The organism is Buchnera aphidicola (Mindarus japonicus), from assembly GCF_039393905.1.
Lineage (GTDB): Bacteria > Pseudomonadota > Gammaproteobacteria > Enterobacterales > Enterobacteriaceae > Buchnera_A > Buchnera_A aphidicola_B.
The window spans coordinates 100,843-116,380 of the sequence record NZ_CP135030.1 but is presented as its reverse complement, the minus strand read 5'-3'; the positions used below and the strand labels follow the sequence as shown (position 1 = coordinate 116,380).

Below are 15,538 nucleotides of genomic sequence, written 5' to 3'. Positions count from 1 at the left end.
AAAAATTAAAATCTACTACTTACCGCTTTAGATAAATTTTTTAATATAATTATAGTATCATCCCAACCTAAGCAAGGATCAGTAATAGATTGACCATAATTTAAAATTTGACCTTCTATAACCTCTTGTGATCCTTCTTTTAAAAAACTTTCAATCATAACTCCAGAGATAGCTTTAGTTCCATCTTTTATTTGTTTGCAAATTGAATCTGATACTAAACATTGACGCTTATGTTCTTTTAAACAATTTCCATGACTAAAATCAACCATCAAATATTCTAAAAGATTGAACTCTTTTAGATGTTTAACTGCAGATCTAATATCTTCTGAATGATAATTGGGAGATTTACCTCCTCTCATAATAACATGAGAAAAAGGATTTCCACTGGTATGATTAATTGTCATTTTTCCATGTTTATTAGGTGCTAAAAACAAATGTCTTGCTTGAGCAGCTCGAATTGCATCTATTGCTATTCTAATATTTCCATCTGTTCCGTTTTTAAATCCAACAGGGCAAGATAAAGCAGAAGCCATTTCTCTATGGATTTGGCTTTCTGTTGTTCTCGCTCCAATTGCTCCCCAACTAATAAGATCTGCTATAAACTGACCTATAACCATATCTAAAAATTCAGTTGCTGCGGGCATACCTAATTTATTAATATCCAGTAATAGTTTTCTAGCTATTGACAATCCATAATTTACATCAAAAGAACTATCTAAATTAGGATCTGAAATTAATCCTTTCCAACCTACTACTGTTCTAGGTTTTTCAAAATAAGTTCTCATAATAATTTCAAGAGTAGAAGAATATTTCTTTCTTAAGACATTTAACCTATTAGCATATTCAACTGCTGCTATAGGATCATGTACTGAACATGGTCCTACAATTACTAATAACCGTAAGTCCTTACCGGTAATAATATTAGAAACATTTTTTCTAGCATTAATAACATTATCCATAATTTCAGAAGTAATAGAATGACGTTTAGCTAATTCCGAAGGAGTAATTAATGGATCAATTCTTATTGTACGTAATTCATCTGTTTTTTTCATTTTTTTCTCTAAATGAGTTTTTTTGTATTCTGAAAAGAATAATAAGTAATAATAAATTATTTATTAATAATTATTAATAATAAAAGATACTTACTTATATTTATAAATTATATAAGTTATAAAAATATATATACTTTCTTCAAAATCATATAAATTCTTTTCAAAAGTAAATAAAGAAAAAAATTTTTTTAATAAAATATTTTTATATTTTTAATAATTTGTATACATTTTTTATATATTTAATTAGCAATAATATATTTTTTTATATTTTAAGATATTTCTTAAAAAATATTTTTTAATTAAATATAAATTTGTATCTAGATATTAATAATCACATTTTTATATATTGAAATTGCTTAAATTTTTAAAAGTATTTAATAAAAAAATTTTAAATTACATGTTTAATATAAGTTTTTTAAGAAATTTTTAATTTTTTACTTATAAAAAAACATAACGTTAATATTTAATATATAAAAATAAATATTTTTAATTTTATATATATTTTATTACTAATTCATAACAACTAATTTTTAGATTTATAAAAAAGTAGCTTAATATGAACACTTCTTTCTATTACTACATGTTTTTTTTATAAATATTTTTTTTTAATTGATATATTACTTTTTTAGATATTGATCCTGAATATGAAGTTTCATTCATCCAATTAGTAATTAATCGATACGAAATTAATAAAACTACCGGACCAATAAATAATCCTATCATTCCAAAAGCTAATAATCCTCCAACTACTCCAGATAAAATCAATATCGTAGGTAAATCTGCACCTGTTCTTATAATCATTGGACGTAAAATATTATCTAAAATAAAAAGAAAAAAACTCCAAATTAAAAGAATCGTTCCTAACGTAACATCATTTTTCCAAAATAACCAAATTATGGCTGGAATTAACACAGGTAATGGGCCTAACTGAACTAAACACAATAAGAACATTAATAACATTAATAACGCAGAATAAGGAATACCTGAAATTACCAGCCCCATTCCAGCTAACATTCCTTGAATAAATGCTGTAACTACAACACCTAATGCAACTGATCTAACAGCCTGCCCTGCTAATAAAACTACTGCATCTCCTGATTGATCCGCTAACCTAAAAGCAAAATATCGTAAAACATGAGCAAGTTTTTCTCCTTTCCAATAAAGAAAAGCACTAAACATTACAGTAAAGATAAGCTGTATAATAAAGTGACCTATTCCTTCTGCACGAGCTACAAAAAAATAAGTTGTTTTTCCTATATATGGTTGTACCTGACTGATTAATAATCCCCCTCCTCCATTTAATATTTTTTGATAAGAAAAAAATAATTTTTTTCCTACAATTGGTAAATCTTGTAGCCAAACCAAATTAGGAAAACTAAAATTTCCAGATATAAAACAATTTACAAAAGGTATACTGCTATCGATTAAACTATTAACTATACATATCACAGGGATAAAAAACAAAAGCAACAATCCTATTGTCATAAAACCTACTGCTAAAAAACGTTTTCCTATTAATATATTTTGAATCTTTAACATAAGAGGCCAAGTTGCTATAACAATCATACTAGCCCATAAAAAACTTAATAAAAAAGGACGAAGCACCCAAAAACTGATAAATATCATTAAAACTATAAACATAAAAGAAAAAACAGACTGCGGTAAATCCATACCTTCTTCTGTATTTTGCATATAAAAAATCATACCTCAATTGTGTTCAAATTATTTTTTATATAAAAAACTGTACTTTACACTTCATAAGAATTAATTTACTATAAAAATAATTAATTTTATTTAAAATATTTTATTAATAAAAAAAGAATATAAAAAATAATTCTTTATACTTTAATATATATATTATATATATTAAATTTAAAAAATATTTTTTAAGTTTGTTATTTAATCTTATTTAAATACTAATTATATCATAATATTACTTTGAAATTAATTTAAAATACCTGCTTTAAACTTAGAAATAATTAAAAAGGAAAATTTTCATGATTGAAAAAAATATCAAATTTAAATCCGATTCATACCATCAATGTAAAAAAATTCATATTACTAAAGCAGCAGAAAAACAAATAAAGCTTCTTATAAAAAAAGATCCTTTAGGGAAAGGAATTAGGATTAACTTAAAAAAAACAGGTTGTGCTGGATTTAAATATGTATTAGAAATAGCAAAAAATAAAAAAGAAAAAGAAATATTTTTTTTGAAAAATGGTTTTAATATATTTATACCAATAAAAGTTATTCCATTTTTAATAGACACTAAAATAGACTTTGTAAAAGAAGGAATGAATCAAATATTTAAATTTAACAATGATAAAATAAAAAAATTTTGTGGTTGTGGAGAAAGTTTCACCTTATCTGAATAAAAATAAATATTTTTATGTATAAGAATAAAATTTATTTATTAAACTTAATATGACATACATTACCAACATATTAAACAATAATTTTTTTTTCCTCTTCTTAAGAGAGTATATTTTCCAAATATTCTATCTTTATAATTAAATTTATATTTAACATTTCTTTCTTTTACATAATTTATATAAATAGCATTCGATAAAATCATATTTCTTGCTTGTCCTTTAGAAGAGGACAATCCTGATTTCACTAGAGCTTCTTGTAAATCATCCGAGCTATCCAAATTAACTGTAGGAATACCATCTTGTTTTAATTGAAAAAAATCAAATTCTGTCATAGCTTCGATATTATTTAAAAAAATAGATTGAGTAATTCTTTCCGCAGAATCACATTTTTCTTTTCCATGTACTAACGTTGTAACATTTTCTGCTAATTTTTTTTTTGCTAAAAATAAATATTTCTCAAAGTTTTTTTTGCTTTCAAAATCATTAATTTCTGAATTTTTTAAAAAAGTAAATTTTCGCAAATAATCATATACGTCAATGTCAGAAACATTAATCCAAAATTGATAAAATTTATATGAACTAGTCTTTTTTGAATCTAACCAAATTGTTCCACTTTCTGTTTTTCCAAATTTTACTCCATTAGAACGCATTAATAAAGGAATAGTTAAACCAAAAACTTTTTTTTTAGTAACTTTTCTAACTAAATTAATTCCAGAAGAAATATTTCCCCACTGATCTGAACCTCCTATTTGAAGAATTACCCCTTTTTTTTGATATAATTTTAAAAAATCATATGCTTGTAACAAACTATAAGAAAATTCAGAAAATGCTATTCCTTGGTCGATCCTTTTAATTCTTCTCTTTACGGATTCTTTATTAATCATTGAATTTATTGAAAAATGTCTTCCTATATTAGATAAAAAATCTAATAGGTTCATTTTTTTAAACCAAGTTAAATTATTTATTATATTTAAATTAGAAAAATTCTTATTTCCTTTGAAAAAATTAGAAATTTGAATCTCAATTTTTTTACTAAATGAATGCATACTAGAAATAGAATTTGATTTTCTAGCTTCTTTTTTAAAACTAGGATCTCCTATTAAGCTAGTTGCTTCTCCTATTAAAAAAACTAATTCATGTCCCTTCTTTTGAAATCTTTTCATGCAAATTAAAGGAAGTAAATGACCTAAATGCAAGCTGTCTGCTGTAGGATCAAATCCACAATACACTTTTATTTTTTTTTCTAAAAAAATCTTTGAACACTCTATTTCTTTAGTTAAATTATGAACTAAACCTCTATTTTTTAATTCAGAAATTATATCGACTTTCACTATTTCCCTCCTAATACCATACAAAAGATCTAAATTAATATTTTTTTAAAAAAATTTTAATATCAAAAATTTTTTATTAATTTATTTAAAATATATAAAAAAATTTAATTTTTTAGTTTAAATAATTTATTTTTTTAGAAAATTCACAAAATTTAAAAATTATACATATATTGCATTTTGGATTTCTTTTTAAACAAATATATCTTCCGTGTAAAACAAACCAAGAATGAGCATAGAATTTAAATTCTATAGGAATCAACTGAACTAATTTTTTTTCCACTATAAAAACATTTTTTCCTGAAACAAAATTAATACGATTTACTACTCTAAAAACATGCGTATCCACAGCAATTGTATTTTTTTTAAATGCAATATTTAAAATAATATTAGCTGTTTTTCTTCCTACACCTGGTAAGTTCATTAATTTTTTTCGAGTATTAGGAACTAACCCTTTATGTTTATTGACTAATATTTTAGAAGTTTTAATTAAATACTGACTTTTAATATTAGATAAACCAACATTTTTTATATGATATTTAATTTTTTCTATTCCAAGATCTAAAATCTGATTGGGTGTATTAGCTATAGAATATAGTTTTCGAGTTGCTTTATTAACCTGATTATCTGTTGTTTGTGCCGATAAAATTACAGAAATTAATAATTCAAATGTAGAAGAAAATATAAGTTCTGTTTTTGGTTTTGGATTATTTCTTTTAAATTCTAATAATATTAGATATCTTTTATGATTATTCATGATTTGTAATTATAAATACAGTTAAACATATGAATTTATTATTTATAATTTAAAATACAATCTATATGTTTAACTCTTTTATTTTTTATTATTCTTTTGATAGATAACAATAAACTTAAAATAAAGAGAGCACCAGGGGGTAAAGTAGCTAATATAAATAATGAAGATGAGTTTATGAATTTACAATAAAGAAAACTAAAATAAGAACCTAATAAGTTATCTACATTAAAAAATATTGTTCCTTTTCCTATTATTTCTCTAAAAATTCCTAATATTACCATAGAAATAGTAGCAGCTACACCTGTCAAAAAAGCGTTAATTACCGATATGTATATCTTTTCTTTGCTTCTTATTTCTTCAGCAGAATGTAAAACAATGCAATTAGTAATAATTAATGGAATAAAAATTCCTAACGATTCATGCAAGCTAAAAGCATAAGCATTTATCAAAAGATCTAAACAGGTTACAATTGAAGAAATAATAATCATATAAATAGGAATACGAAGATCATTTGGAATCCAATTTTTCATACAAGAAATCACAGTATTTGTTAATACCAAAACTATTATTGTGGATATACCTAGTCCCAACGCATTGGATGCATTAGTTGTAATAGCTAATGTAGGACACAATCCTAATAATTTATCCAAAATAATATTTTTTTTCCAGATTCGATAAAAAATTTTATTTTTCATTAATTTATTTTTTTTTATTATTACAGGTTTCAAAAAACTGACTGTTTTTTTGTTTTGATATAAATATCACAGAATTTTTAATTTGATTAATCACTGCTCGAGGTGTTATACTTGCTCCAGTAAACTGATCTATTACACCTCCATCTTTTTTTAAAGCAAATTTTCCCTTTGAAATTAAACTAAATACATTCATATCAGAAAAATAAGTAATCCAATTAGATACTTTTGAATCAATCTTATCACCTAATCCAGGCGTTTCATAATGTTCTAATATTCTAACACCAAAAATTTTTCCTAAAAAATCACTTCCTACTATCATTTTAATTGATCCAGAATATCCATCTAATGCTATTGACTCTACTATCATTCCATATAATTCATTTTTTTTTTTAATTATCCAAATATGATGTTTTTTTTTATCTCCAAGTAACTTGTTAGAAGTTACATAACAATTATATTGTATATTCTTACTATCTTTTTCATTATTTACAATTATTTTTAAAATTTTTTTTTGTTTTTCTTGAACGTTTTTATAAATAATAGGTTTTGTATTTTCATACACAAAAGCTGTAATTCCTGAAAAAAAAATAGCAAAAAAACCAATTTTTATAACATTTGAAATTGTTTTCATTAACATTTTTAATTATTCTTTAGTTCCGTAAACAAGAGGTTGAGTATAATATTCTAATAAAGGAACTAACATATTAGCAATTAATATAGAAAAAGCCATTGCGTCTGGATATCCACCAAATGTACGAATGACCCATTCTAAAATACCAATTACTATTCCAAAAATAACTTTTCCCATATTAGTACAGCATGTAGTTACAGGATCTGTTGCTATAAAAAATGCACCTAACATAGTTGCTCCTGAAAATAAATGTACATATGGAGAAATTGACTGCTCTTTAAGAAACACCCATCCTAATTCGGATATTGAAATAAATGTTATTAAAAATGAAAAAGAAATCCTCCAATTAATAATTTTTTTATAAATTAAAAATAAACCTCCTAAAAAAAAAGCAATATTAACGTTTCTAGAAATCAAAAAATTAAAGAAACAATATTCATTTTGTTTTTTTAAAAAATTTAAAAAAAAACTTTTGTTTTCATGTTTATAACTTCTGAAATAATCTAAAGGAGTAGGTTGAGTTATAAAATCAATTTTATGTATAGAATCTGAAAAATTTTTCCAATAATTAATAAAATTATTTGACATAATACTTTTTATAATTTCAGAAATATGAATATATTCAGCAATATATTTGTAAGGTATAACTAGATAAGTCATGAAATCTGGAAAAGAAATTAATAATATTGCATATCCAACCATTGCAGGATTGAATATATTTTTTCCAAATCCACCGTACACTTCTTTAGCTAAAACAATAGCACAAAAAACACCTACTACATTAATCCACCAAGATGATAAAGAAGGTATACTAACACCTATTAAAATTCCTGTAATAATATAAGAAAAATCTTCAAATATATCTTTTACATTTTTTTTTTTTAATTTTAAAATAATTATTTCTAATATAATAGCTGTAATTATGGATATTGTTATTTGAATTAACGTACTATAATGATCATAATAAGATTTTGTTAAAATTCCAGGAATCATAGCTATGATCACATAAATCATAATCTGATTTACATTATTTTTTCTATAAATATAGGGAAAACTTATCATATTAATTACTTTTTTATCAAATAAAAATATTAATTTTGAATTATAGATAAAAAATAAAATACAAATTCATTAAATATTTCCTTTAACTAGTTTTAAACTATAATAGAAATTATATTTTTTTTCTTAATTTTACACGTAAAAATGCATCTTGAACATATTTTCTTTTATCTTTTTTCGTTTTAAACAAACTTTTTTCTTTATAAAATTCATATTTCATTTTTTTATTATTTTTTTTATCTGTAGGAAAAAAATTATTATTTCTTTTTCTAATTAATTTTCTCTCCGTATGTTGTTGAAAACGAATTTTTAATTGCTTAGTAAATAATTTCTCTTTATTTTTTGTTTGTACTATTTTTTTTTCTTTTTTATAGTATTTTACTAATGAAATGTTGCTAGGACAAACTAATTCACAATTTTTGCATTCAATACAAGCATCAATATGATATTCTTTTGTTTTAGCATGATTCTTTTCTTTGATATACCAATATAGCTTTTGAGGTAATAAATTTACAGGACATACTTCTGAACATTTTGAACAAAAAATACATTCTTTTTCTATTTTTTTATAATTATTTTTAGAACCAAAAAATATTGCAATACAATTCGTACTTACAGAACAATAAGAAAGCGCACTGTTATTTATTTTTAAACCCATTATGGTACCATTGATTAAAATATTTTTTATTCTTTCATTAGCCATGCAACACGTATCTACAATATGTTTAATAGGTGTACCTATTCGCACTATTATGTTTCCTTTTTTTATTAAAGAAGATGTTCCGGTGACCGTAACAACTCGCTCTGTAAATGCTTCTCCATTTATTATTGATCTTTTAATGGCATATATTGTTCCAACATTATGTACTATAATTTTAAAATGAAACGATCGAAAACCTTTTTTAATCTCTATTCCAAATATTTTCTTAATTAATAACTTTGAACTTCCTAAAGGATATGTTGATGGAAGAATGCATAAATTAAATGTAGAACTCTTTAAAATTGCTTTTTTTAAAATTTGAATACATTGTATATTGTTTTCAGATATAGCAAAAATCACTTTTTTTATGCATAAAATATGCATAAGAATTTTACATCCTAAAAAAATTTCATCAATTTTTTTAAGTATCAAAATACTATCTGAAGATATAAATGGATCACTTTCGATACCGTTAATAACTAATGTTTTAACTTTATATTTAATAGCTAAACGTAATTTTAAAAATGACGGAAATCCCGATCCTCCTAATCCTAAAATTCCTGCTTTATAAATTTGATTTATTAAAGTTGAAGCTGAGTAAGCATAATACTTGGTTAATAATTTTAATTTTTTCCAAGAGTCTTTTTTATCCGGATATATAATTATATTTTTTATTTTTATAAAAGAAGATTTTTTAAAAATATCTGAGGAATACTCTATTTTTATATATCCTGAAGTAGAAGCATTAATAGGAACAGTTAAATAATTTCCTTTAATTAATAATTGCCCTCTTAATACAAAATCACCAGATTTAATACATATTTGTTTTTTATGTACCAATGTATTTGGCAAACTTATTTTTAAATAAGTTGGAATAGAATTTTTTTTTAAATAAGAATTAACAGATAAATATCTTCTTGAAAAAAGATTAATTCCTGAAACTAAAAAATTTTTTTTTAAAAAAAATAACTTTAATTCTAAAAATTTTTTTTTAAAGAATTGAATGATTCGTATTATCATAGCTTCTTACTTTTTATACAATTCATAGGACATATAGAAACACATAAATCGCAACCTGTACAAAATTTTTGTAATACAGTATGTAAAAACCCAAATGAACCAACAATTGCATCTATTGGACATACATCTAAACATTTTGCACAACCTATACAATTTAGTTCATCAATATAAACGGTATGATTTATAAGTTTAGAATAATTTTTTTTATCTTGAAAAAAATTTTGATCAATATTAATTTTTAAAATTTTTGCTATCTTTAAATAAATTTTACGTCCTCCAGGAACACACTTATTAATATCTTCTTTCTTTTTTAAAATAGCTTCAGCATATGGATAACAACCTGGGTACCCACATTGTCCACACTGTGTTTGAGGTAATAAATTATCTATCTTTTCTGCAAATTTACTTTTTTTTACTAATAAAAAAATAGAAAAAAAACTTAAACATACTCCTAGTAATGCACTTAAAATAGTAAAAAAAAACATCGCTAATAATATATTAAACATCATAATTTTATTAATCCGTTAAATCCCATAAAAGCTATTGAAATTATAGCAGCAGTTACAAGAGAAACCGGAACCCCTTCAAATACAAACGAAATATTAGTTCTAGAAATTCTATTTCGAAGACTAGAAAATATAGTGATAACTATAAAAAATCCTATAGATGAACTAGCTCCTTGAATAAAATTTTCTAAAAATGAATAATTTAATTTTGAACTAACTAAAGGAACCGCTAAAATAGCACAGTTAGTTGTTATTAAAGGTAAAAATATTCCTAATGAATTATACATTTTAAAACTCATCGAACGAATAATTATTTCTAACAACTGAACACTAACTGATATTAATAATATATAAAACATAGTATTTAAATATGTTAAATCAAATGGTTTTAAAATAAAATAATTAATTATCCATGAAAAAATTGAGGTTAACATAATAACAAAAATTGTTGCATATCCTATTCCAATGGAATTTTTTATTTTTTGAGAAACACCCATGAATGGACACATTCCTAAAAATTTTGATAACACAAAATTATCGATTAAAATATTACTAATGAAAATCCAAAAATATTCTTTCACAAATTTTACCTAAAAAAATACATAATTTTTATACATACTAAATAAAATTATTAAAAATCTTTAATTTTTTATAAAATTTTTTTTGATTTGACTAATGTATTTACTGTAGAAACAATAGTTTGTGTAAAAAAATCTACTTCTAAATTTAAATAATCATCTTTTTTTTTATCCTTTATGGTAGTTATTCTTAATGTTTCTGGAATTAAACATATACAAAAACTATTTTTTTTTATTTTTGCTATAGTTAAACTAATTCCATCTATACAAATAAACCCTTTATAAAAAATAAATTGCATAACATTACTATTTAATACTGTTAACCACATTACATAACTTTCATTTTCATTTTTAATTTTTTTAACTTTAACCATAGTAATAATATGCCCAGAAACTATATGTCCTCCTATTTCATCTCCAAATTTAGCTGCCCTTTCAAAATTTACGTATTCTCCTATTTTTAAATATTTTAAATTTGTATTGTTTAAAGTTTCTTTAATAACATTAAAACTAACATAATTCTTATTAATTTTAGAGACTGTAAGACAACATCCATTATGTGAAATTGAATTTCCTAATCTTAAATTTTTTATTTGATATTTTTTAAATTTAAAAATATATATAAAACATTGCTCTTCTTTTTTAATTTCTACTAATTTAGTGCGCCCATGTACAATACCAGAAAACATAATTTTTACCTCTAAATTTTTTATTTAAAAAAATAAATATATTTAAATTTAAGATTTTTTATTTTATTTAAAATTCAATTAATGTTATCATAAAGATAAAAAATTTTGCGTTTATAGCTCAGCCTGGTTAGAGCATCTTTATGACATGAAGAAGGCCAGTGGTTCAAATCCACTTAAACGCACACAGAGTTATTTAAAAATAATAATAAATTAATTTATAATTTAAATAATATGAAAATTCTCGAAAAAAAAATTAAAAAAAGTCAAAAATTTTTAGTTGCATATAGCGGTGGATTGGATTCCACTGTATTATTACATAAATTATTAGAATTTAAAAAAAAATATTCATCGATAAAATTTCGTGCTATTCATATTAATCATAATTTGCATCCTCTTTCAGGTTTTTGGGCTAAATTTTGTGAAAAAGAATGTTTAAAGTTAGGTATAAATTTAACTATCAAAAAAATATTTTTATCTAAAAAAACAGGTATAGAAGAACAAGCAAGAAATTTGAGATATCAAGAAATAATTAAACATGCTGTTGATAATGAAATAATTCTTACTGCACATCATTTAGATGATCAAATTGAAACTTTTTTTTTGCATTTAAAACGAGGAAGCGGCTCAAAAGGTCTTTCTGGAATATCTGAAGTAATTCAACTTTCTAAAAATAAAATAGTTCGACCTTTTTTAAAAATTAAAAAATCTCAGCTAAAAAAAATAGCTATTAAAAATCAATTAATCTGGATCGATGACCCCAGTAATAAAAATATTAAGTTTGAAAGAAATTTTCTAAGAAAAGAAGTGATTCCTAAATTAAAAAAAAGATGGCCTTTCTTTTTAAAAAATTGTTATAAAAGCATGCATATTTTTAAAGAACAAGATTTAATCATAAACGAACTAATAACTGAAAAAATAAAAAATTTATCTTTAATAAATAATGGTATTGATATTTTTAAATTAAAAAAAACAAATAAACTCATTCAAAAAATTATATTAAGGCATTGGATTAAAAAAAATAGCTTAATTTATCCCACCAATATCTTTATAAAACAAATATTTACTCAACTAATACTAAATGATACTAAAAAAAATATAAAAATATGTTGGAAAAATTTTGAAATTCAAAAATACAATAATATTTTATATTGGACTAAAAAATCTTCTTCTATTAAAAAAAAAGTTTTATTTTGGAAAAATTTAAAAAATTCAATAAATTTACCAAATAATTTAGGAAAATTAATTATTAATAAATTAGGAATGAATATTCCATTTCCCAAAAAAAAAGAAAATATATACATTCGTTTTTATGTAAAAAAAAATGAAAAAATTTTTCTTTCTCAAAGAAAAAAAACAACCATAAAAAAAATATGGCAAATGTACAAAATACCTCCTTGGTTAAGAAATAAAATTCCTCTTTTATATTATAATAACGAATTAATTAGCGCTTTAGGTATATTTGTTACTTATAAAAAAAAAATCAACTCAAATTTTTCTATTTCTTGGTTTTCTTCAATAAAAGAAAAACAAAAAAAATTTCTTTTTTAATTATTTAAATCAATATAAAATATATTAATTATATTATTTTTTTTTTTTATAAAAAAAATTAGAATTAGATATTTCTAATCGATTATACAAAGGAGAAAATAAAGAAATCTTATGACTAAGCAAAGGAATAGAAATCTCTTTCCATAACAATTTTATATTTAAAAATTTTTCAACTTTTAAAAATAAATCAGGTAAAACAGGAGCTAACCATATTATAATAATCCTAAATAAATTAATTCCCATAGAACATATTGATTGTAATTTTAAACTTTTAGAATTAATTTTAGCAATTACCCAAGGAGATTGTTCTGTAATATATTTATTTGCTAAATCAGCAAAAAACATAATTTTTTTAATCGCTAAAAAATATTCCCTTTTTTTATAAAATTCTCCAATTACATGAGATTCTTTACAAAATAAAAAAAATAATTTCGGTTCATCTATATTTTCAGATAATAAATTATTAAAATTAAGATTAATAAATCTAGCATTCCTAGATGCTAAATTAATGACTTTATTAATTATTTCTGAATTAAACCTCTGCACTAAATCTTTTAAATCAAACTCTATATCTTCTATAGTAGAAGACAATTTACTAGCATAGTAATACCTTAAACTATCAGTATTAAAATGTTTAATCCAATCAGATGCTTTTATAAAAGAATTTTTAGATTTTGAAAATTTTTTCCCATTATTAGTTAAGTATCCATGAACAAAAATTTTTGTAGGTTTTCTAAAAGAACTAGCTTCTAATATAGCAGGCCAAAATAAACTATGAAAGTAAATAATATCTTTTCCTATAAAATGATATAATTGGGTATTAGAATTTTTTTTCCAGAATTCATCAAAATTAATGCTGTTATTTTTATCGCATAAATTTTTAAAAGTACTTATATAACCAATTGGTGCGTCTAACCAAACATAAAAATATTTGTTTAAGAAATTTGGTATTTTAAATCCAAAATAAGGCGCATCTCTTGAAATATTCCAATTTTTTAAACCATTTTTAAACCATTCTTTAGTTTTGTTCATTACTGATTTCTGTAATACTCCAGATGCTATCCAAGATTTTAGTATTTTTGTAAATTTTTTTAATTTAAAAAATAAATGAGTAGATTTCTTAATAATTGGAGTTACGTTAGAAATAACTGATTTTGGATTAATAATATCCATTGTTGAATAAATAGATCCACATTTTTCGCAATTATCTCCATATTGATCAATCGCTAAACAAATTGGACAAGTTCCTTTTATATAGCGATCAGGTAAAAATATGTTTTTTTTAGTATCATATAATTGATTAATAACTTTTGTTTCAAATAATTTTTTTTTATTTAGTTCAAAATAAATTTTTTTTAAAAAAGAATAATTTTCTTTACTATGAGTTAAGTAATAATTATCATACGAAATATTAAAATTTAATAAATCTAATTTATGTTGTTTATAACTATTTAAAACTAATTTTTCCGGAGTTATGTTTAATTTTTCAGCATTTAACATGGTTGCTGTACCATGACTGTCATCAGCTGAAATAAACCATATTTTTTTTTCTTGCAATCTATGATATCTCACCCAAATATCTGCTTGAATATGTTCTAACATATGGCCTAAATGTATAGGACCATTAGCATATGGGAAAGCACAAGTAACTAATATTTTTTTTTCTTGATTGATCATTTTTCACCATTATGTATTTTATGTAAAATTAAATATTTTAAATAATTAATATATTTTATATAATAATTATTATTTTTATAAAAAAGATATTAAATAAATGAAGCCTCTTAATGTACTAACTATTGCTGGAACAGATCCTACAGGAGGAGCTGGAATTCAAGCAGATATAAAAACTATTTCTGCTTTAAAAGCTTATAGTGCTAGTGTTATTACAGCTATTGTTGCTCAAAATACTTGCTCAGTCCAATCAATTTTATCTCTTGATAGTAAATTAGTTTTAACACAATTAAATTCTGTTTTAAATGATGTAAAAATCAATAGTTGTAAAATTGGAATGGTAGGAAATTCAGAAATTATTAAATCTATTTCTAAAAAATTAGAGAAAACTGAATTATCTTGTATAGTATTAGATACTGTTATGTATACAAAAAATGGATTTCCTCTGTTATCAAAAAATTCAATTAACACACTAACTAATTATTTAATACCTATTTCTTCAATTATTACCCCTAATTTATTAGAAGCTTCGATTTTATTGAATTGTAAGATAGCTCAATGTGAAGATGATATGCAAATTCAGGGAAGAAAATTATTAAAGTTAGGAAGTAAAGCTGTTTTATTAAAAGGTGGCCATTTAAATAACATTAACTGTCCTGACTGGTTATTTACTAATAAAATTGAAAAAAGATTTTCTATTAAAAAAATTAACACCCTTAATACTCATGGTACAGGATGTTGTTTATCTTCAGCATTAGCCACTATCAAACCCCATTATGAAAACTGGATAGATCCAATTAAAAAAGCCAAAAAATGGCTACAAGGAGCTATTTTAAATTCTAACAAATTATCTGTTGGAAACGGAAGAGGCCCTGTTCACCATTTTTACAAATGGTGGTAAATATGCTTTAATTAAATAATAAATAATT

The 15,538-nt window shown here is 22.6% G+C and carries 15 protein-coding genes and 1 tRNA gene; 4 read left to right on the top strand and 12 right to left on the bottom strand.

What is annotated here, in order from left to right:
• Positions 1–5 precede the first annotated feature (5 nt).
• Both RJT65_RS00570 and ydiK read right to left on the bottom strand, forming a co-directional pair.
• Positions 6–1,052: a 3-deoxy-7-phosphoheptulonate synthase gene (locus tag RJT65_RS00570; RefSeq protein WP_343152926.1), complete on the bottom strand. Its 1,047-nt coding sequence runs from the start codon at positions 1,050–1,052 to the stop codon at positions 6–8.
• Between the two features lie 576 nt (positions 1,053–1,628).
• Complete coding sequence (gene ydiK, locus RJT65_RS00565; RefSeq protein WP_343152924.1) at positions 1,629–2,744, bottom strand: AI-2E family transporter YdiK; 1,116 nt, start codon at positions 2,742–2,744, stop codon at positions 1,629–1,631.
• 305 nt (positions 2,745–3,049) lie between these two features.
• On the opposite strand from ydiK, the gene RJT65_RS00560 reads away from it, so the two are divergent.
• Positions 3,050–3,427 (top strand): iron-sulfur cluster assembly accessory protein, encoded by a 378-nt coding sequence (locus RJT65_RS00560; RefSeq protein WP_343152923.1) that lies wholly within the window; start codon positions 3,050–3,052, stop codon positions 3,425–3,427.
• Positions 3,428–3,486: 59 nt separating this feature from the next.
• On the opposite strand, the gene tyrS is transcribed toward RJT65_RS00560, so the two are convergent.
• From tyrS to RJT65_RS00515, 9 genes are all read right to left on the bottom strand, one after another.
• Entirely contained in the window at positions 3,487–4,758 is a 1,272-nt protein-coding gene (gene tyrS / locus RJT65_RS00555; RefSeq protein ID WP_343153164.1) for a tyrosine--tRNA ligase, read from the bottom strand.
• Between the two features lie 109 nt (positions 4,759–4,867).
• Positions 4,868–5,509 carry an endonuclease III gene (gene nth, locus RJT65_RS00550; RefSeq protein ID WP_343152921.1) on the bottom strand — a complete coding sequence of 214 codons (642 nt, stop codon included), beginning with the start codon at positions 5,507–5,509 and terminating at the stop codon, positions 4,868–4,870.
• Positions 5,510–5,547: 38 nt separating this feature from the next.
• Complete coding sequence (rsxE, locus tag RJT65_RS00545; RefSeq protein WP_343152919.1) at positions 5,548–6,204, bottom strand: electron transport complex subunit RsxE; 657 nt, start codon at positions 6,202–6,204, stop codon at positions 5,548–5,550.
• Between the two features lie 4 nt (positions 6,205–6,208).
• Positions 6,209–6,835 (bottom strand): electron transport complex subunit RsxG, encoded by a 627-nt coding sequence (rsxG, locus tag RJT65_RS00540; protein WP_343152916.1) that lies wholly within the window; start codon positions 6,833–6,835, stop codon positions 6,209–6,211.
• Positions 6,836–6,847: 12 nt separating this feature from the next.
• Positions 6,848–7,897: an RnfABCDGE type electron transport complex subunit D gene (locus tag RJT65_RS00535; protein WP_343152915.1), complete on the bottom strand. Its 1,050-nt coding sequence runs from the start codon at positions 7,895–7,897 to the stop codon at positions 6,848–6,850.
• Positions 7,898–8,006: 109 nt separating this feature from the next.
• On the bottom strand, positions 8,007–9,614 hold the full coding sequence (rsxC, locus tag RJT65_RS00530) for an electron transport complex subunit RsxC (protein WP_343152913.1): 1,608 nt from the start codon (positions 9,612–9,614) through the stop codon (positions 8,007–8,009).
• The gene (locus tag RJT65_RS00525) at positions 9,611–10,123 is read right to left on the bottom strand and encodes an RnfABCDGE type electron transport complex subunit B (protein ID WP_343152911.1); all 513 of its coding nucleotides are present in this window, start codon (positions 10,121–10,123) and stop codon (positions 9,611–9,613) included. Before RJT65_RS00525 ends, rsxC begins: the two co-directional genes overlap by 4 nt.
• Positions 10,120–10,701, bottom strand: a complete 582-nt coding sequence (locus RJT65_RS00520; RefSeq protein WP_343152909.1) for an electron transport complex protein RnfA — start codon at positions 10,699–10,701, stop codon at positions 10,120–10,122. The genes RJT65_RS00525 and RJT65_RS00520 overlap by 4 nt, the downstream gene beginning before the upstream one ends.
• A 68-nt stretch (positions 10,702–10,769) precedes the next feature.
• Positions 10,770–11,387 carry a riboflavin synthase subunit alpha gene (locus tag RJT65_RS00515; RefSeq protein ID WP_343152907.1) on the bottom strand — a complete coding sequence of 206 codons (618 nt, stop codon included), beginning with the start codon at positions 11,385–11,387 and terminating at the stop codon, positions 10,770–10,772.
• Between the two features lie 107 nt (positions 11,388–11,494).
• Between RJT65_RS00515 and RJT65_RS00510 the strand changes: the two genes are divergently transcribed.
• A tRNA-Ser gene (locus RJT65_RS00510) sits at positions 11,495–11,569 on the top strand.
• Between the two features lie 49 nt (positions 11,570–11,618).
• Complete coding sequence (gene tilS, locus RJT65_RS00505; protein WP_343152905.1) at positions 11,619–12,935, top strand: tRNA lysidine(34) synthetase TilS; 1,317 nt, start codon at positions 11,619–11,621, stop codon at positions 12,933–12,935.
• Positions 12,936–12,968: 33 nt separating this feature from the next.
• On the opposite strand, the gene metG is transcribed toward tilS, so the two are convergent.
• On the bottom strand, positions 12,969–14,612 hold the full coding sequence (gene metG / locus RJT65_RS00500) for a methionine--tRNA ligase (protein ID WP_343152903.1): 1,644 nt from the start codon (positions 14,610–14,612) through the stop codon (positions 12,969–12,971).
• A 97-nt stretch (positions 14,613–14,709) separates the two neighbouring features.
• On the opposite strand from metG, the gene thiD reads away from it, so the two are divergent.
• A complete protein-coding gene (gene thiD / locus RJT65_RS00495) occupies positions 14,710–15,510 on the top strand; it encodes a bifunctional hydroxymethylpyrimidine kinase/phosphomethylpyrimidine kinase (RefSeq protein WP_343152901.1) in 801 nt (266 codons plus the stop codon).
• The last annotated feature ends 28 nt before the right edge of the window (positions 15,511–15,538 follow it).